Below are 17534 nucleotides of genomic sequence, written 5' to 3'. Positions count from 1 at the left end.
GGAGGTCGAGGGGGTCGAGGGGACGCGGCCGCGGGCGGGAGGTCGAGGGGGTCGAGGGGACGCGGCCGCGGGCGGGAGGTCGAGGGGGTCGAGGGGACGCGGCCGCGGGCGGGAGGTCGAGGGGGTCGAGGGGACGCGGGGAGGCGAACTACCTGATTTGGCTACACGACTCCGAACGCACTACTCGAAGAAAGTCAGACAGGATGCGGCGTGTCCCGGTAGCCGCCAACGATCTTGCTGCCACGGTTGCCCACCATGACGGGGCTGACAGCGCAGGAGTGGACCTCCTCGCACTGGCGCCCCCGCCGCCCCTTGGCCACCGACGACCTGGCCTTGGGCTGCTGGCGCCAGAGCCGTGAGCAGGCGCTGGACCGGCTGTACGTCGAGCACTCCCCCAAGGCGTTGCTGTCGATGCTGGTCGTCGACGTCGACCACCCCGACACCCTCATGCGCGCTATCGGCCTGCCCCGCGCGCACCCGGAGCCGTCCTGGGTGGCCGAGGGCCTGTCCGGGCGTGGGCACGTCGGGTGGGTGCTGTCCGCGCCGGTGTGCCGCACCGACGCCGCCCGCCCCGAGCCGCTGGAGTTCGCCGCCCGCGTCCAAGAGGGCCTGCGCCGCGCCGTGGACGGTGACCCCGGCTACGCCGGCCTGCTGACCAAGAACCCCACCCACGACGGCTGGTACCCCACCTGGGGCCGGGCCGAGGCGTACGAGCTGCGCGACCTGGCCCGCGGCCTAGGCGACCTGTTCCCCCGCGCGCTGCCCAAGCGGGCCGCCGAGCAGACCGGGCTGGGCCGCAACGTCCACCTCTTCGACGCGCTGCGGCTGTGGGCCTACCGCGCCCGCTACCGCTACACCGACCGCCAGGAGTGGGAGCAGACCGTCCTGGCGTACGCGCTGAACATCAACACCGAGTTCCTCGTCCCCCTCGGCGTCCCGGAAGTCAGCGACACCGCCCGGTCGGTGGCCCGGTGGGTCTGGCGCAAGTTCTCCCGCGAGGGCCTGGTCGTCATCCAGACCGTCCGCGGCCGCCGCCGCGCAGCACAGCCCAGCGCAGCCGAGGCCCGCGCCAAAGGCGGCATCCGCGGTGCGGCGACGACGAACGCACGTAACTCCCTTGAGCTACAGGAGGGACGCCGGCGTGGAGGTCTCGCTAACACTCCCGCGCAGCAGGAGGCGCGACGAGCGAACCTCGCCAAGGCACACTCGAAGCGTCAGGCGCTGCGCGCCGCCATCCGGGAAGGGGTGTGACAGTGCCCGCTGAGGAACGACGTCGCCGGACGATGACCGCTCGCGAGGCCGCCGCGAAGTTCGGCGTGCATCCGACCACCATCCGACGCCTTGTCGCTGAGCCGCGCGAGGACTTCCTCGCCCGTGCCAAGGCCCGCCGGGACCTCGCGGTCGAGCTGCGCGCGCAGGGTCTGAAACACCGCGAGATTGCCGCGAAGATGGACGTCCCGATCGGGACCGTCGGCCGACTCCTGCACGAAGCAAAGCGCGCCGCAGAGGCCCAGGAAGTCGTTGAACGCCCGCAGGCGTCCTAGCCCTCCGCGACTCCCCTACCGCCGAGTCGGCAGTCCCCGGTTCCGACGTCCCGTCAGCTCCTGCGCCTCGGCGTGGGCCTGCTCGATGAGCAGCTCGGTCAGCGGCAGTCCGTCCTTCACGTCCGCCTGCAGCCGCGTCAGCGCCAGCCGCACCAGGTCCGAGGACGACAGCCCCTCCACGCCGAGTGCGACCGGGGTGGTTTTCACCCAGCTGCGCAGCTGTGGCGTCAGCGAGACCGCCACCTTTGAGTAGGTGGTCTGCGCTGTAGGCGCGACGGGAGTAGTCGGCTGCTCGACCAGTTCACTACTCGACTGGTCGACTAGTTGCGTAGTCGCCTGGTCGACTGGTGGATTAGTCGGCTCCGGGCGTGATGCGCCTCGTCGGCCGCGGCTGAGCATGTCCGTGGCGCTGACCCGCTTGCCGGCGCTCATACCTGCTCCCCCGCTCCGGCAGTCGACGACGAGCACGTCGTCGTGGTCCGAGTGAGGACCTCCTCGATGAAAGCGTCGTAGGCCGCGGACAGGTCGCCGCTGGATCCGGCATCGCCGGTCACCAGCCGCTCACCAACCTGGTCTTCAGCGGCGACCCTCCGGGGGACATTCGTGGCGAACAACGGCAGGCCCGAGCCGTCAAGGGCCTCGAGAACCTCACGGGTGACGCGGGTGCGGTAGTCGACCATCGTTACCAGCACGCCGAGCAGAGGAGCGGTAATGACGCCCTCGAGGCGGAAGTCGTCGGTCCACCCAAGGAAGGCGCCCAGGCCAGAGACGGCCAGCTTCGTCGCCGAGACCGGCGCCACGATCGAGTCGGCGGCCACCAGCGCGGCCAGGCTCACCAGCGACAGGCTCGGCGCCAGGTCGAGCACGACGAACTCGTAGGCGTCGCGGCCCGGCTCCAGGGCCCGGGCAATGCGGTCCTCGCGTCTGGTCATGGAGACCAACTGGACCTCCAGCTGCGCCAGCGCCAGCGTCGCCGGCAGCAGGTCCAGTCCTTCGATGCGGGTAGTTCGGACAGCCTCGCGGAAGGCGACGCGTCCGGTGACGACGTCCTGCAGGTCAGCCTCGATGTCGTCGGGGTCGTCGACGAACCAGAACGTCGCGTGGGCCTGGGCGTCAACATCGACGAGCAAGGTGCGATGCCCGCGGCGTGCCAAGCCGGCAGCGAGGTTGACGGCCGTGGTCGTCTTGCCGACCCCGCCCTTGTGGTTGGCAATCGCAATGGTGTGCATACACGTCATTTTGTCGACTAGCAGACTAGTCGAGTAGTCGACACTCCGACTAGTCGACTAGTTTTCTGACGTCCGATGTCACTGCGTCCCCTTGGACGGAACGATTGAGCTCCCCACTCTCTGCATCGGGCCTGTGACAGCATGTTGCGTAAGCGACCGGGGGGGCAATGGGGCAGCAAGGTAGTTGGGAAGCCTTAACGGCAAGCTCCCTACGGCAGCAGATCCCCAAGGAGATGGTCGAGGCCCTGCAGTACCTCGAGGGCCTCGGATGGAGGATCCGCAAGCAAGGGCACAAGGTGCGCATCTACTGCCCCTGCGGAGACGCCGACGGGAGGGGTGCCCCCGTTGGGGGGACGGTACGAGACGCAGGCAACGTAGCTCGACGCATCCGACGACTAGCTGAGCACTGCCCGGATGCGCATGACCTCATCAGCCCCACGGGCCGCGCAGGACACTAGACCGGACGGGCTCCCCGCTTGCCCTAGTCCTGCTGTTTCAGGTTGACAACAGGTCTGCCGAAGTGAACTACTACAGATCGAGGGGGAGGGGACCATGACCAGCTACGAGCTGATCTTCGAGGGCGACCAGATCAACGAGGACACCGAGGACGCCATCCTTGAGAGCGGCCTGGATGCAGTCCTCGTTACTGGGACAAGTCCCGAAGCAGAGACTGTGGTGACCGTAACCGCTGACGGCCCGACGGCAATCGTTGCTGGCCACGCGGCTGCGAGCGAACTGGCGCGCTTGGGTATGCGAATCCGCCGCTCATGCGAGGACCTCGTCACTCGTTCGAACATTGCTAGCCGGGCCGAGAAGACTCCTCAGGCAGTTAACCTTTGGATCTCCGGAGAGCGAAAGGCAAGAAACCCCTTTCCGCGACCCGCTTACCGCGCAGCTAATGGACTCTGGTTGTGGGGAGACGTCGCAGAGTGGCTCAAGATCAACACTGATTACGTCGACAACCTGGGATATCCGACACTGCTCGACCACACTCGACTGAATCACTGGATTTACGCCCAGGGGAAAGTCGCGGAGGTCGCTCGATTCAATCAGCTGCAGTACCGAGCGACAGGAACCGCCACCTCTCACGTCAACACCCCCCCTCTTCACGGGAAGACTTCTAGCGCTCTGATCGACGCCGAGTACAAGCGCCAGGAGTTCACCCTTGCCGGTTGAGGCTTCGAGTGGCGGTGTCAGATACATTGATTCCGCCGCCGAAGCCCTCCAGTACGCAACTTTGTCGGACATTATCTACTATGAAGTGTCCGCACGACGTCTCGAGCCTGTCCCGTCCGAAACCTCGGAAGACCTAACAGAAAACAAAGAAAAGGAGGAGCAGACAGAGGACATCTCCATCCTGGAGCGGCACGACGAGCTCAAGATGGAGGTGCGGTGCAAGTTGCAAATCACTACTTCGGACATTGAGTTAGCTGTCGACGCTGCGTCGCAGTTCAACTTTTCCGAACCCATAGAGATGAATGCTTCAGCGCGCGCCGAATTTGTTGCGAAGGTTGGGATCATGGCCGTATACCCCTACCTGAGGGAGTCGGCACACGCTGTTGCGTCGAAGCTTCGAGTAGAGCCTCCTCTGGTCTCACTCATCAGTTCGGGTGACGTTTCAGTTACACCCATCGCAGATGGCGAGTAGTCATCTGCGCTTAGCCAAGCAGGCTGGCGCCGGACTTAACGCAATTCAGTAGCAAACAAAATTACGACATCATCGTCTCAAATGCGGTGCCTGTCGATATCAGCCTGCATCTTCTCCAGTCAGGGATCTGGAGAGGAGATAGTTGGGGGATCGGTCCAGGTTGTGCCGGGACCGGTCGTAGCGGCGGGTGGTGCGGGGGTCGGCGTGGCCCATGGCGTCCTGGACGTCCTGCAGCGCAGCTCCCAGGCGCAGGCTCTCGGTGGCGTAGGAATGCCGCAGGCTATGCGGGCTCACCCCACGCGGCAGACCCACCGCCCGACACAACCGCCCCAGCTGCTCGTAGGCACTGGTGTACGGGTAGCGACGACCCCCACCGGCCGCCAGGAAGAGCGGGCCGCTGGCGCGCGGCTCAAAACGACCAGACGCCCCAGTCCCCTCAGCCAAGGCTTCACCGGCGGGCTTGGTGCCGGTCTCGGCGAGGTAGTCATCCAGGGCCCGCACCACCGGGGGTGGCAGCGGGACTCGGGCAGCCTTGCCGCCTTTGCGGGTGATCCGCAGGACGCGGTGGCCGTGGTCGTGGCCGTAGTCGCTCACGTCCGCGCCCAAGGCTTCACCGATCCGCAGCCCGCAGAAGGTCAGCAGCGCGACCAGTGCGTGGGTGCGGTTCGAGTGCGCGGCCGCGGCGGCCAGCAGGCACCGCAGCTCCTCAGCGGTCAGGCCGACGGCTTGGCTGTCGTCGCTGACGCGGGGCCGGCGCACGGAGGCGACGGGGGAATGGGTCAGGAACTGCGCGTCGTGGATGCCGTAGTCGTAGAAGCGGGACAGCGCCGAGAGGCGGCGGGCGATGGTGGCCGCCGAGGTGGGACGGCCGGTCCGGGGCTGCGGCTGGGTGGTCAGGTGGCGGACCCAGGCGTCGACGTGGAAGCGCTGGGCCGCCAGGGGGTGGACGTCCAGCTGCTGGCACCAGGTGGCCCACGCGCTCAGGTCGCGGCGGTAGGCGGCCTGAGTGTGCCCGCCGTAGCCAAGCAGCCAGGCCGCAGCCAGCCGGTGGAACGGGTCATCGCCGCTGGCGCCGGGCAGTCGGTCCAGCGGCGCCGGCCGCACCGCGAGGGACGGCGCGACGGTCACCATGGGGACCACGGCGGTGGCCGGGATGGTGGTCGGAGCAGTGCTCAGTGCCCGCTCGCCGGTCACGCGAGGCCTCCCAGGACGGTGCCGGCGAAAGTCAGAACGAGGCTGGCGTAGATCCAGGCCAGGCCGCGGTGAGCGTCGGCCCGCTGCGACGCCTCCATACCGGTGACGGCGTCGCGGACCTGGCGGGCAGCAAGGTCGCGGTCGGCGGTCTGCTGCTCGCGGAGCTGGTTGAGGTGGCCGTAGACGCCCTGGAACTGCTCGGTCAGCAGTGCCAACCACTCCCGATCGCTCACCGCGCCCGGATCGATGGGCCGAGGGCCGACCGTGGCCGTGACGGTACTGCTCAAGGTAGCGGTGGCTGACAGCTGCACCTGGGCAGTGCGCACGTTGGGGCGGCCGCGGAGTCGCGCCCAGGCCTCGCCGAGACGCCGGTGGGCACTGCGCCGGGCGCGTCGGGCGTGGGCGCGGATCCAGGCCAGTGAGGTCGTAGTGGCGCCGGTCAGGCTGTGGCGGACTTCGTGCACGCCCCAGGCGCCGGTGAGCAGCCCGAGGATCTGCAGCACGAGAGCGAGCAGGGCCATACCCGTCATCGAGGCAGCCCCGCTGACCTCGTTTGCACTGGCGTCGCCCTAGTGATCACGCTCTGGACGCTAGCGGCCGCCTCGGTCACCTGCACCCGTAGATAACCCCTTTTATCTGCGGGCGCTGGCTGCACCTGCCTCTTGAGCAGGTCCTGATGTCCGCCGATGCACAGATGTGGCAGACAACAAGATGCTCAAGACCGCCGGCGAGCACTGGGTGGCCTCCACCTTGGCCCTGCACGGGTGGGCGCCGGCCCTGACGCGGGACGGCATCGAACGCACCGACATCCTCGCCGTTCACGTCGCCGAGGCCCGCACCGCGATCGAGGTGCAGGTGAAAACCTCCAGCGACGGACGCAACGTCGACGGCGGCCGCGGCGTCTTCATGCTGGGCCGCAAGGGGCTGCTGCCCTCACAATCGCTGCACGAGTGGTTCGTGCTCGTCGTGCTGGCCCGTCCCACCCCCGAACGACCTGCACCGGAGCCGCCGGCGGCGTACGTGGTGCCTCGTGATCACGCCAGCGCAGGCTTCTGGATCGTGCATCAGCGCTGGCTGACCGATCCTTCGGTGCCGGCGGGGCGGCGCAACACCCCGGCCACGCATGGCCGGGTCACCGCGGACGTGTTCGCCAGCTATCGCGACCGGTGGGATCTACTGAGCGTGCCGACCCCCGAGGTACCCGTCCTGCTGCCTGAGTGGGTGCAAGCCGCTCAGCGCGACCAGCGCTTTGGCCTACCCCCAGGACATCCCTGGCACACCGCTGCCTGACCCTGCTGATGCACCGCGCGGCAGGGCATCAGCAGAGCATCAGAAGTGGCGGCCTCAGCCGGTGGCAGTCCGAGCGGCGGTGGCGACGGTCCGACGGCGCCGCGGTCGACGGACCACGGCCGTCGTCGATGTGGCCACATCGACGCCCAGACGGCCCTCATCGGTCAGCACGGTGTAGGCGTCCAGCAGCGCGGCCAGTCGGGTGTCGTCGTCCAGGTCTCGGTGCCCGGTGATCTGGTGGTCGACCTCGCGGTCTAGGCGTGCGTGGGCAGCGGCGAGGTCGGCGGGCATGGCCAGCGGGTCGTACAGGTCCGCCAGCGACGCCCCAGGGTGTGCCGCACGGGCGTCGAGCACCGCCTGCGCCGCCGCCTCGACCCGCTTGCGCCCGGCAGGGGTGTCCTCGGGGAAGGGGAAGGTGCAGTACGTCAGGTCGGGGGATAGGCGGTATCGGCTTTCCAACCGCCCGCCGACGGCGGCGACCCACTGGGTGAAGGCGACCGACTGCAGCAGCCCGAACAGACGAAGGTCGGCTCCGTCCCAGCACAAGAGCTGGTTGCCGGCGATGTCGGTAGCCGGCAGGAGCGAAGCAGGGATGTAGCGGCGGTTCTCGCTGCTGACTTCGGGCATGGCGACGTACTGCTGCTTGGGCTGGCGCCGCTGGGTGAACAGCGCGGGGACGTTGGCCTGTTCGCGTACGGATGCGGTGGGAGAGGCGACGCGCACGGTACGGACACCGGCGAGGCGCTGGCGCAGCTCAGATGAGTTCCGCAGCTCCGTCGCGGTGGCACCTTCCAGCCACAAGCACCAGCGCGGTTGACCGTTGAGCAGCTCGCGGCCCTGCCAATAGGTGCGCAGGTATTTGGCCGCGATCGGGTCGATCATCACCGAGCTCCGCTCAGCTGCGGTGACGATGAGGTGACCTCCGTCGGTGGCCTGACTGCCCTTGCTAGCTGTAGGCATCCCGGGACGCAGCGGGGTGCGCCGTTTGGCGGGCACCACGCTGGGTCCGTCCACCAGGTAGGGATTGATGTTGTTGGCTGCGGTCTCGACGTACTCACCACGAACCGTGGGGTAGCTGAACAGCCGTAGCGGTCGGGGGTCAGCCCGGGTGGAGAAACCGATGATGACCACGTCGACGTGGGCAGCCCCCTTAGCTTCAGAGACCCAGGCGAAGGTGCGGTGGGCGAAGTCGATGCGCACCCCCGAGGCGAGCATGAGCGGGCCCAGCGCGCGAGCCTGTTCACCTTGGGTCAGGGAGTTGGTGGAGACGAACGCCGCCCGGGCGGTGGAGTCGGCCAGGTAGTCGATGGCCTTGGCGTACCAGCAGGCGACGTAGTCCAGCCGTCCGGTGCGGCTGCCCTGGATGGGCAGGGAGGAGAAGACCAGGGTCCGGTCTTCCTGCTGCGCCTTGGTCATCCAGGACATACCCACAAAGGGCGGGTTGCCCATGAGGTAGGAGCAGCGGGCGGGGTCCAGCACATCGGCCCAGTCGGTGCGCAGCGCGTTGGCCACGCTGATGCGGGCAGTGTCGGCGATAGGGAAGCGGGCGTAGGCCAGACCAATGACGTTGGACAGCTCGCGGTTGGCCAGGTGGTCGGCCAGGTGCATCGCGGTCTCGGCGATGCGGGCGGGGAACTCCTCGATCTCGATGCCGTAAAACTGCCCCACGCTGACCTTGGAGTCCAGCGTGACGTCGACGGACTGCTGCCCGGGACCGGCCACGCGGTTGCGGCCGCGGGCCACCCGCCCGGTAGTGGCGGTCTGCTCCAGCTCGCGTAGCCGGGCCAGGCAGTCGGTCTCCAGGGCACGGATCTCGCGGTAGGCGATGACCAGGAAGTTGCCGCAGCCGCAGGCGGGGTCGAAGAAGGTCAGCTCAGCGAGGCGGTCGCGGTAGGCGCGCAGGTCGGCAGCGTTACGGCAGGCGTCGAGCTCGGCGCGCAGGTCGTCGAGGAAGAGCGGGCCGATGGTGCGCAAGATGTTGGCTTCGGAGGTGTAGTGCGCGCCCAGGGTGCGGCGTTCGTCCTCACGCATGACGTTCTGGAACATCGAGCCGAAGATGGCCGGAGAGATGCGCGACCAGTTGAAGCGGCAGCACGACAGCAGTGCGGCGCGCATCTGCGGCGTGCAGTCCGAGATCGGCAGCGTTTCGGCGAACAGGCCGCCGTTGATGTAGGTGAAGCCCTCAGTGCCAGCCGGCAGCCGCTTGGCGCGGCGTGCGAGCGGGGTATCCAGCAGCTGGAACAGCCAGGCCAGCTGCACGCCGAGGTCGGAGCCGTCGGGGTCGGTGCGCAGCCGGATGAAGTCCTCGAAGAGGTCAGGTCCCCCGGTCCAGACCGCGGCGTCATCGGCGAACAGGCAGAACAGCACCCGGGTCAGCAGGACCCGGCGGGAGTGATCGGGATAGCCGGCCTCCCACAAGGCGTCGTGGAAGTCGGCGAGCAGGGCGGTGGCGCGCAGGTTGACGTCCTCGACCGGTTCGGCGTCCAGGCGCCGGTCGTGGCCGGTGAGGATGCCGAAGGCGTCGAGGTGGTCAGGTAGCTGCTCGAGGATGAAGGCGGTGGTGGTGTCGGCGTCGAGGTCACGGACCAGGAAGCGTGCGAAGTCGCAGACGATGATCAGCTGCGGCAGGTCGGCCTCGTCCATCGCCGGCAGGTAGTCCATCGCCTGCTCCATCGCCACATCGAGGTCAGCGCCGGCGGACTTGTGCTCGACGAGGAGCCGTCCGGGCCAGAGCAGGTCGATGAAGCCGTGGCGGCCAGTGGAGTAGCGGCGGGCGACGGGCTCGAAACGGGCGACCTGGCGGCGGTTGACGCCGAAGACGGCGAGCAGCTCGTTCCAGAAGGTGTCCTTCTCGGCCCGTTCCCGTTGCTCCCCGGCCCAGGTGGTGACGAAGGTCCGGGCCCGGTGCTGCACTTCGGGCCAGCCCAGCGGCGGACTGGCGGGTGTCACCGTCGCGATGCTCACCGCGCCGGTATCGGCACGGTGGGTTACTCCACTTGAGTGTATGCGTGACGGAGAGTGAGGTGATCATGGCGCTTCTCACTCGATACGGTCAGGCCCGTGGCGGAGAGTGTCTGGCAAAGAGCACTACGAGCACTGGACGAGTACTGGACGCCCCACCCTTTGGACCAGAGGATGCAGCGCGAGCTAGAACGGGTCTCCCAGAACGTCGCCCTGACAGCACGGCTCGTTAGCGAGCATGAGGCTGCGCGCCAGAAGGTCAAGATCCGTCAGCGGTGGCTGTTCAGCACGTACTGTGCGCTCTCCCTCAGTGGCGGCGTGCTTTTCGGCTCCGTCGTCTCCTTGGCCCTTTTTCCTGCAGCAGTAGTCCCGGCCGTCGGGGGACTACTCGCCTTCCTACTCGCCCTTGCTGCCTACGTCGTCCTTGCTGTGCTCTCGTGGCCCACGCAGGCCCGGCGATCCTCTGAGCTGCGCATCTCATCCGCTGCAGCGGCCGGTCGCTGCAGCAACGCTGTAGCCGAGGGGATGGACCTGACCTGGCGCCGCAGGGTCGCAGACGGACTCGCTGCTACCGCCGAGGACTTCTACAAGCGTCACCGCAGGCGATGGCTGGCGCCGGCCTCAGGTACGCCACTGAACATCACCACGATCCGACTGGGTCGAGTGTGCGCACGCTCCATCAGATCCATGATCGAGCGCACCCTAACCACCGATGACGTGGCAGAACTTCGTGATGATCTGTGGCGCCTGCACCTGCGCGTCATGGCTCACGACTTCGCCGGGGTCATGGCACTGCACCACGAGGGAGTGACGGAGCGGCCCAGAGGGAACGGTGAGCTGATCAGCTGGAGGCAGGTGCTGGTCGCCGTTCCGGTGATCATTACTACGGCGGTCGCCGTCTTCAACCTGGTGTGGGGTACGGATACATCGCTCAGCGATCTCATCGACGGGTCTAGAGCTGCGCCTACACCGCAGCCGTCGACCACAGTGGACTAGCCCCCAACGGCATCTGGCTCCACTCCTAAGCGTCCTGTCCGTGCTTCACGCGACACCAGAACGGTCATTACGGTGTCGATGGTCAGTGTCACCCCACAACACCAAGTACGACCGGGGATCATGGAGCCGTGGCCCAGACGACGCGCATCCTGCTGACCGATGACCTCGACGGCTCGGAGGCGACCCAGACGGTGACCTTCGCTGTCGACGGGATCACCTACGAGATCGACCTCAGCGACGAGCACGCCGCTCAGCTGCGCGAGTCCGTCGCTGTGTACGTCGACCGCGCCCGCAAGCTCCGCGGTTCGGCCATCAAGAAGCGCACCGCGTCTAGGCCGGCCAGCCGCAAACCCGCTGGCGACAAGACCGACACCCAGCAGGTACGGGCGTGGGCCAAGGAGCACGGCATCGAGGTCTCCGAGCGTGGCCGCCTCAGCAACGACTTGATCGTACGCTTCCAGGAAGCCACCAGCTAAACCCCGTAGGCAACTCCCTATTTAATCTGCGTGGATTTGAATTTACCGATGAGCCTTCTTGCTGCCGCTTTCTTCGACAACGTCTCTAATACGAACTGGGAGCTGATCGCTGCGGGCGTGACCAGCGGCCTTGCATCTGTAACTTCTGCACGCTTTTTTCGAAAGAATCCAAGCAAGGCCGCTGGACCCGTAATTTCGATTACCGGCGGGGTGGCCTCTACATGCCTGATTATTTGGGTTGCCAAATCTCCAGACGATATTCTTATGCCAATTCTCGGTGTCTCTATTGTGGGCCTTGGAGCATACCTCGCGTCAGAACTCAAGAAACCCATTAAGACTAACCCTGAGACGCCCGACGACCTCTAAGATTCGGGCCACCGTGAGTCCCGAGAAGGACTCGTCAGCGCCTTCTGCGTTTCCTCGGGTGCACCGTGTCGAGCCGCACCGAAGCGCCGATCCCTCTGCGCGTACTCGTCCAGCATTTGCTGCAGATGGCGTGGTTCAAAGTCCGGCCAGAGCACATCACTGAACATGAGTTCGCTATAGGCCATGTGCCAGAGCATGAAGTTGGAGATCCGCTGCTCTCCCGATGTGCGAATGAAAAGGTCCATGTCCGGGAGCCCTGGCTGACTTAGGTAGTCCGCGAACCTGGCAGGGAGCTCCTCTAGGTCCAGGTTTCCGCTCTGCACGTCTCGCGCCGCGGCCTGAGCCGCATAGCTCAGTTCGTCCCGTCCGCCGTAGTCGGTGCAGTAGATGAGCGTGAGGGACTGATTGGCAGCTGTCGCTTTCTCGATGAACTCTAGCTGTTCACGGATATTGAGTGGTACACGGTCTCGACGGCCTGCCCACGACATCTTGACGCCTAGCTCCTGCATTGCATCCAGTCGGTCATACCAGCCGCCGGCGATGAGGTTCAGCAAGCCTTGAACTTCTTCCTCTTCTCGGCGCCAGTTTTCCGAGCTGAAGACGTACAGCGACAGGTGCGAGATGCCCAGATCGACGCAGGCGTCGAGGATCGGCCATACCGCCCTAGCACCCTGGATGTGCCCCTGATGGCGTGGCAAGCCGCGCTGGGACGCCCACCGGCCGTTGCCGTCCGGGCAAATCCCCAGGTGGCGTAGGGGGGGTGTGGTTGACGAGTTCACGTGTGTAGATCCTCTCTAGGACAACGGGTTGCTGCGAACTGCCATGCGTCCTCGCCCCGTCAACGACGCCTAGCGACCTGCTGCCACGCTTCGATGAACTGGCGTACCGAGGCGAAGGCTTCGTCGTCCAGGGCAAGCAGTGCATCCGTCATTTCGCGCCTGGCCTCCGCGGCCTGTTCCATGACCCGTTGATGGGTCGCCTTCTGACTTCTTGCGTGAGCCTGGGCAATTTTTCCCTCATCCTCCGTGGTGAAGTAGTCCACCGGAACGGAGAAATAATCGGCCAAAGAAGCGACTAGAGCGAATGTCGGATTTGACGACTGCCCCAGCATGAAGCGACTAAGGTGCTGGGGAGAAACTTCTACGCCATAGTAGGTTTTCAAGTCGCTAGTGATTTTCGCGAAAGGCAGGCGGTCGCCATTCTCTCGCGCCTCTTCCACGATGCGCCTAAAACGCTCGGAAAACCTCTCGCCAATAATGTCACCCAAAAGCTGTTTCATATCCGCCCCCGCCGTCATTGTTTACCCATCGCTGAACGCCACACAGGATGCTGCCAGTGCATTCCAGCTTCAACCAAAGCCCACCGCGCACCCTCAAAGCGCAGAGCTTTACCCTTGGGAATGTTGGCGATATCTCCTTGGTGCAGAACTCGCTGACGCTGCGTCGAATAAGTGGGGTTCTGCTGTCGAACTGCCCAAGGGAAGGTCTTGAGTGGCGTTACGCTCTCGCTGTAGCTGACCATCTCGCGGTCGTACTCACCCGCAGCATTACTCAAGGCGTCGAGCGTGTAGGGCTCGACGCAGCCTGGAAGAATAATCTTTGACGGGAACAAGGTCAGGAATCCATCGGCGTCCCTACCCCACCGGCTACGGGCTCGGGAGAGGTCCTGAATGCCCACGACGACATGCAATGACTGCCCGCCGGCCTCGCTGATGATGGCCGGGAGCGGGATGGGTGCGGTGTTGTTGGCCTCGTCCAGGACAAAGGTGACATGGAAGTGCTTGCGCTCCTTGCCGACCTCTTCGGCGCGGTGCCGGGCGTAGGTGGCGAAGCGAATCTCCTCCAGCAAGCTGGCAAGAAGGGGCGCGTACGCCTGCTGTTTGTCCGGGCTAGCGGTGATGTAGAGCGTGGAGCGGCTGCGCACGAAGCGAGCCGGGTCGAAGTTCGGGGACCGGCCCAGGTCGCGGGCGGCCACCGACCCGTACAGGCGCAGCATCCGCTGGAGGCTGGACAGGACGCCGGAGCGTTCTCGGTCGTCGATCGCCAGCAGACCTTGCAGTTGGGTGCTGGCGATGCGCGCGCCCTGGTCGCCGCTGGCCGCGGACCTCTCCAGGTGGCTCAGGACGGTCTCGACGGTGCCGTCCTTGTCCATGTCGGTCGCGGTGGCGGCCCAGTCGGCCACCGTGCCGATGTACTCCCCGCCGATGACGGCGGCGTAGAGCAGGACTTCCAGCCAGTCGCGGGCGCGGTCGGTGAAGTGCGCGCCGTTGCCTTCGCCTCCCTCGGGGCGCATGGCGGCCGCCATGCGGTCGGCCATGCGGCGGGCATCTTCCCAGCTCTGGATGGAGACCAACGGGGACCAGCGGACGGTACGTACCCCGGGAGCGGCGCTGACGTCGCCGCCCGGGTCGAAGTGCCACACGGTGCCCAACTGCGCGCGGGCGGGGGCGGTGGCCTCCATGACGTCGCCCTTGATGGAGGAGGCAACGCACGCACCGGGCGCGACGATGACCGAGGGGATGAGGAAGGCCGACGTCTTGCCTGAGCCGGGCGGCCCGATGACCAGGACCCCGCCGCGCGGGTTGGCCGAGAGGTAGCGGCCTGCTGACCAGCCCATGTGGGCACCCGCTCGTCCGTGCTCCTCGGCGGCCAACGCTCGCACTCGTGCCAGAGCAGGCCCTGGGGTCTGCGCCGCCGAGGAGGTCGGTTGAGCGGTGGCGGACAGCGGCGTCGAGGCGCTCCGACGCTGCGACCGTCCACGGCGTACCCACTGCCCGTACTCGCTCCACGGCAGACCCACCAGGGTGTAGCCGGCGATGTAGGCGATCGCGCCCGCTGGCCCTAGCAGGATGCCGCGGCGGGTCGCCAGCCTGCGCAAAGGCACGTAGCGGCGGCGGTACCGGTGCCAGCACCCGGCAATGACCCCCAAGAGGAGGGGGAACACGGCCCACCCGGTCAACGGCAGCAGGTAGTAGCTGACGATGAAGACGCTCAGGCTCGGGGAGCCGGTCAGCCCGGCCAGGGGGATGAGGGTGGCGCTGTAGATGAGGACGAGCCGCCAGGTGGTCGGCTCCAGCCGAGGAGAGCGGCGGACCTCCTGACCTGGGTAGGCGTACCCCTGCGGTCCCCACTGGTGGTTGCTCATCGCTCCATCCCCTGCCCTTCTCGACCGTTCCGACGACCGCGCAGGCGGTCCATCACGCGACGTACGGCGTCTTCTGTGGCGTTGGATCGCTCGGCGGGGGCTGGTTGCTCCGCCGGACGGGCGCGCTCGGCGGGCGGCTCCTGGACGGGCCGCTCTTGCGTGCTCTGAGCGGGGCGGTGCGGCTGTTCCCCACGCTCATGAAGCTGGCGTTGGGTGGCCGCCCAGCTGAAGTCCTTGCCGAGCTGCGAACCCTTGAACCAGACCTGCCCCCCCTGGGCGTCGACGTGGCCGAGCAGACCGTAGGAGTAGCCGCTGACACGGCCGGTGGACGCCTGGTTGCGCTTGAAGATCAGCCCGTGGGCGCCCAGCTCACGGTCGAACCCGCTCAACGAGCCGTCGCTACGGGTGATCGCTGAGCGCACCCGCTCGCGCATCTGAGCGCGCTCAGGCTGCACGCCCCGCCGGACTGCGGCCTCGCGCTCTCCGTGGCTGACCTGGGGCTGACCCCGGTCATAGCGGGTGGAGGCGTCGAGCAACTGGTGCTCCCCCTCGACGACCCTGGCCGCGGCCTGGGCGCGGGCGTAGTCGTGACCGACGTCGAGCAGCTTCCCGTCCCAGCGGACACGCGAGACGGTCAGGTGGATGTGGTCGTCCGCGTGACGTGTCGCCGTCCACGGAGCCTCTTCAAAGCCCATGCGCTGGATGTAGGTCTCCGCGATTCGCCGCCACTCCTCATCGCTGAGGGTCCGGTCCTGCTCGGCCGCGCGCAGACTCGACCGCCACACCGGCTTGGTGACCTCAGGGCGCATCAGCTTGATGTGCCCGTCCATGAGCGCGCCCTGATCCCGCCAGTCCCCCGGCAGGTTGCCCGCCACAGTGCGCGGGTTGACGTGCTCCTCCCGCCTCCCCGGCCCGAAGTCGTAGGCCAGCGCCGCGCGTCCACTGCTGCCCTTGCTGATGCGGGGGATCACCGGCGCTGTCCATCGAGTGGCAAGGCCGACCCGGCCCGCAGGGCCGGCCACGGCCCGAGGACCGGAAGCGGGCGCGGCAGCCCTCTCAGCTCAGCCCTCGACCAACAGGCCACGGACGCGCTCACTCCTGCCCGTCCTCCGGCTTCCCCTGCTCGTAGATGGCGTAGCCCTGGTGGCTGCCCGAGGGGTGGAGGTTGGTCTCCTCCACGCCGGCCGGGCGCTTCCAGATGACGGCTCCTGGCTCGGTGACGTCGTGCTTGGCGGTGGGCTGCGTCTTGACCCCGCGGACCTCCATCGCAGCAGCCACGACGGCGCGAACTGCCGCCAGGACTTCCGGGTGCAGCGTCTCGTCCTGGTGGCTGTACCGGGTGAGCTGGTTGAGGTTGTTCGCCGCTGCCGTCAGGTGCGCGTACGCCTCCGCGTTGACTTCCGGCACCCGCGGCACGTCACCGGGGCGCTGGCCAGGCGGGTACGTCCCCAACACGTCCTCCACGACCGCCCGCACCCACGCCCCCATCTCCTTGCGCCCCGACGCCGTACGGGCCGCGTCCCACGCGGCCAGCGCGTCAGGGTCCACCCGCACCGAGATGGTGTGTGTGCGCTTCTTCCCGGGCATACCTCGGACCACGTCAGCGACGCCGTTCTTCGGCTCGCCGCACCGTCTCCGCCTCAGCTCGCCGCACCGTCTCCGCCTCAGCGTCTGCCCACTGGCCGCTGTCGTGGATGACCCCACCTGCGGCGTCGTCCCACCCGACCGGTGGGTACGCCACCGCGCCGCTGATGCTCTCTGCGGCTCCGTCGACATGCGGGTAGCGCTCGACGGCCTGGTCCTCGTTGAGGCCGATCGCAGCCGCCAGCTCGCGCCACGACACGTGCGCGATCCGGGCGTTGGTCAGCCAGCCCGCCAGGTCCAGCCCGAAGTGGTGCGCGACCTCGACGCAGCGCAGCTCGATCGCCGCGCGGGTCGACGGGTCGGCGTACGCAGCACGGTTCTCACGGATCGCCTCGGCGCTCTCACCCATCGACGGGATGCCCAGTTCGGCGTCGGCGCAGTCGCGCACAGCCCGCGCGATGTCGTCGCGCGCAACCTCGCGCGGTGACCGCTGCGCGAAGTAGTCGGCTGCCGTCTCGCTCATTCCGGGCCCCCTCGTCCTTGCCGTGGAGCGGCGGCCCAAGGGCCGTCGCCAGTTCGCTCCGAGCGTTAGCGAGGGGTGAACGCCCTCCTGCGAGCGAAGCGAGTGGGAGCGAGAGTAGCCCATAAGCGAAGCGTTGGGTTATATCTCGCTCTCCTCACCACCGGGGCGCGGAGAGGCGGGTTCGACTGGCGCGCCCTAGCGCGCCAGAACAGCCCGCAGGGCTGTCGGTCGTGCAGCGCCCAGCGCTGCACGTACGGCGACCAGGGACCGGCCGCAGGGTGGCACGGACCGGACGCTCGACGCGCCCAGCGCGTCGGCGGACAGTCCGGGACACCCGGAGGTCGGCCCCGTTCACCCGACGTCCGACACCTGCCGCGCCCGCTTCCGGTCCTCGGGCCTGGCCGGCCCTGCGGGCCGGGTCGGCCTTGCCACCGAACCGAGCAAGCCGGGCAGGAGGTCGAGGGGGTCGAGGGGACGCGGCCGCGGGCGGGAGGTCGAGGGGGTCGAGGGGACGCGGCCGCGGGCGGGAGGTCGAGGGGGTCGAGGGGACGCGGCCGCGGGCGGGAGGTCGAGGGGGTC

At 67.5% G+C, this 17534-nt stretch carries 18 protein-coding genes; 7 read left to right on the top strand and 11 right to left on the bottom strand.

The window, feature by feature from the left end; genetic code table 11:
* Positions 1-255 precede the first annotated feature (255 nt).
* Both AB1207_RS24135 and AB1207_RS24130 read left to right on the top strand, forming a co-directional pair.
* Positions 256-1251, top strand: a complete 996-nt coding sequence (locus AB1207_RS24135) for a replication initiation protein (protein WP_367641354.1) — start codon at positions 256-258, stop codon at positions 1249-1251.
* 32 nt (positions 1252-1283) lie between these two features.
* The gene (locus AB1207_RS24130) at positions 1284-1544 is read left to right on the top strand and encodes a sigma factor-like helix-turn-helix DNA-binding protein (RefSeq protein ID WP_367641353.1); all 261 of its coding nucleotides are present in this window, start codon (positions 1284-1286) and stop codon (positions 1542-1544) included.
* Between the two features lie 15 nt (positions 1545-1559).
* Here the strand turns inward: AB1207_RS24130 and AB1207_RS24125 are convergent, their stop codons facing one another.
* Together AB1207_RS24125 and AB1207_RS24120 are read right to left on the bottom strand one after the other, a co-directional pair.
* A complete protein-coding gene (locus AB1207_RS24125) occupies positions 1560-1976 on the bottom strand; it encodes a hypothetical protein (RefSeq protein ID WP_367641352.1) in 417 nt (138 codons plus the stop codon).
* On the bottom strand, positions 1973-2773 hold the full coding sequence (locus AB1207_RS24120; RefSeq protein ID WP_367641351.1) for a ParA family protein: 801 nt from the start codon (positions 2771-2773) through the stop codon (positions 1973-1975). Before AB1207_RS24120 ends, AB1207_RS24125 begins: the two co-directional genes overlap by 4 nt.
* A gap of 552 nt (positions 2774-3325) precedes the next feature.
* On the opposite strand from AB1207_RS24120, the gene AB1207_RS24115 reads away from it, so the two are divergent.
* Together AB1207_RS24115 and AB1207_RS24110 are read left to right on the top strand one after the other, a co-directional pair.
* A complete protein-coding gene (locus AB1207_RS24115) occupies positions 3326-3949 on the top strand; it encodes a hypothetical protein (protein WP_367641350.1) in 624 nt (207 codons plus the stop codon).
* Positions 3939-4421: a hypothetical protein gene (locus AB1207_RS24110; protein ID WP_367641348.1), complete on the top strand. Its 483-nt coding sequence runs from the start codon at positions 3939-3941 to the stop codon at positions 4419-4421. The genes AB1207_RS24115 and AB1207_RS24110 overlap by 11 nt, the downstream gene beginning before the upstream one ends.
* A 99-nt stretch (positions 4422-4520) precedes the next feature.
* On the opposite strand, the gene AB1207_RS24105 is transcribed toward AB1207_RS24110, so the two are convergent.
* The gene (locus AB1207_RS24105) at positions 4521-5615 is read right to left on the bottom strand and encodes a tyrosine-type recombinase/integrase (protein WP_367641346.1); all 1095 of its coding nucleotides are present in this window, start codon (positions 5613-5615) and stop codon (positions 4521-4523) included.
* Positions 5612-6136, bottom strand: a complete 525-nt coding sequence (locus AB1207_RS24100; RefSeq protein WP_367641344.1) for a hypothetical protein — start codon at positions 6134-6136, stop codon at positions 5612-5614. Before AB1207_RS24100 ends, AB1207_RS24105 begins: the two co-directional genes overlap by 4 nt.
* A 175-nt stretch (positions 6137-6311) precedes the next feature.
* On the opposite strand from AB1207_RS24100, the gene AB1207_RS24095 reads away from it, so the two are divergent.
* Entirely contained in the window at positions 6312-6905 is a 594-nt protein-coding gene (locus AB1207_RS24095; RefSeq protein ID WP_367641343.1) for a hypothetical protein, read from the top strand.
* 54 nt (positions 6906-6959) lie between these two features.
* Here the strand turns inward: AB1207_RS24095 and AB1207_RS24090 are convergent, their stop codons facing one another.
* Entirely contained in the window at positions 6960-9869 is a 2910-nt protein-coding gene (locus AB1207_RS24090; protein WP_367641341.1) for a DNA methyltransferase, read from the bottom strand.
* A gap of 96 nt (positions 9870-9965) precedes the next feature.
* Here AB1207_RS24090 and AB1207_RS24085 point away from each other — a divergent pair, with 96 nt between their 5' ends.
* Together AB1207_RS24085 and AB1207_RS24080 are read left to right on the top strand one after the other, a co-directional pair.
* Positions 9966-10862, top strand: a complete 897-nt coding sequence (locus AB1207_RS24085; RefSeq protein WP_367641340.1) for a hypothetical protein — start codon at positions 9966-9968, stop codon at positions 10860-10862.
* Between the two features lie 128 nt (positions 10863-10990).
* Positions 10991-11338, top strand: a complete 348-nt coding sequence (locus AB1207_RS24080; RefSeq protein WP_367641339.1) for a histone-like nucleoid-structuring protein Lsr2 — start codon at positions 10991-10993, stop codon at positions 11336-11338.
* A gap of 362 nt (positions 11339-11700) precedes the next feature.
* On the opposite strand, the gene uppS is transcribed toward AB1207_RS24080, so the two are convergent.
* From uppS to AB1207_RS24050, 6 genes are all read right to left on the bottom strand, one after another.
* The gene (uppS, locus tag AB1207_RS24075; protein ID WP_367641338.1) at positions 11701-12483 is read right to left on the bottom strand and encodes a polyprenyl diphosphate synthase; all 783 of its coding nucleotides are present in this window, start codon (positions 12481-12483) and stop codon (positions 11701-11703) included.
* 59 nt (positions 12484-12542) lie between these two features.
* The gene (locus AB1207_RS24070; protein ID WP_367641336.1) at positions 12543-13001 is read right to left on the bottom strand and encodes a hypothetical protein; all 459 of its coding nucleotides are present in this window, start codon (positions 12999-13001) and stop codon (positions 12543-12545) included.
* Positions 12998-14848, bottom strand: coding sequence for a type IV secretory system conjugative DNA transfer family protein (locus AB1207_RS24065; RefSeq protein ID WP_367641335.1), 1851 nt, complete (start codon positions 14846-14848; stop codon positions 12998-13000). The genes AB1207_RS24070 and AB1207_RS24065 overlap by 4 nt, the downstream gene beginning before the upstream one ends.
* On the bottom strand, positions 14845-15819 hold the full coding sequence (locus tag AB1207_RS24060) for a relaxase/mobilization nuclease domain-containing protein (RefSeq protein ID WP_367641333.1): 975 nt from the start codon (positions 15817-15819) through the stop codon (positions 14845-14847). The genes AB1207_RS24065 and AB1207_RS24060 overlap by 4 nt, the downstream gene beginning before the upstream one ends.
* Positions 15820-15940: 121 nt before the next feature.
* On the bottom strand, positions 15941-16396 hold the full coding sequence (locus AB1207_RS24055; RefSeq protein ID WP_367641332.1) for a hypothetical protein: 456 nt from the start codon (positions 16394-16396) through the stop codon (positions 15941-15943).
* Between the two features lie 52 nt (positions 16397-16448).
* Positions 16449-16955, bottom strand: a complete 507-nt coding sequence (locus AB1207_RS24050) for a hypothetical protein (protein WP_367641330.1) — start codon at positions 16953-16955, stop codon at positions 16449-16451.
* Positions 16956-17534: the final 579 nt, after the last annotated feature.

Source organism: Kineococcus endophyticus (assembly GCF_040796495.1).
GTDB lineage: Bacteria > Actinomycetota > Actinomycetes > Actinomycetales > Kineococcaceae > Kineococcus > Kineococcus endophyticus.
The sequence above is the reverse complement of the archived record's forward strand: the minus strand, read 5'-3'. Positions and strand labels throughout refer to the sequence as shown.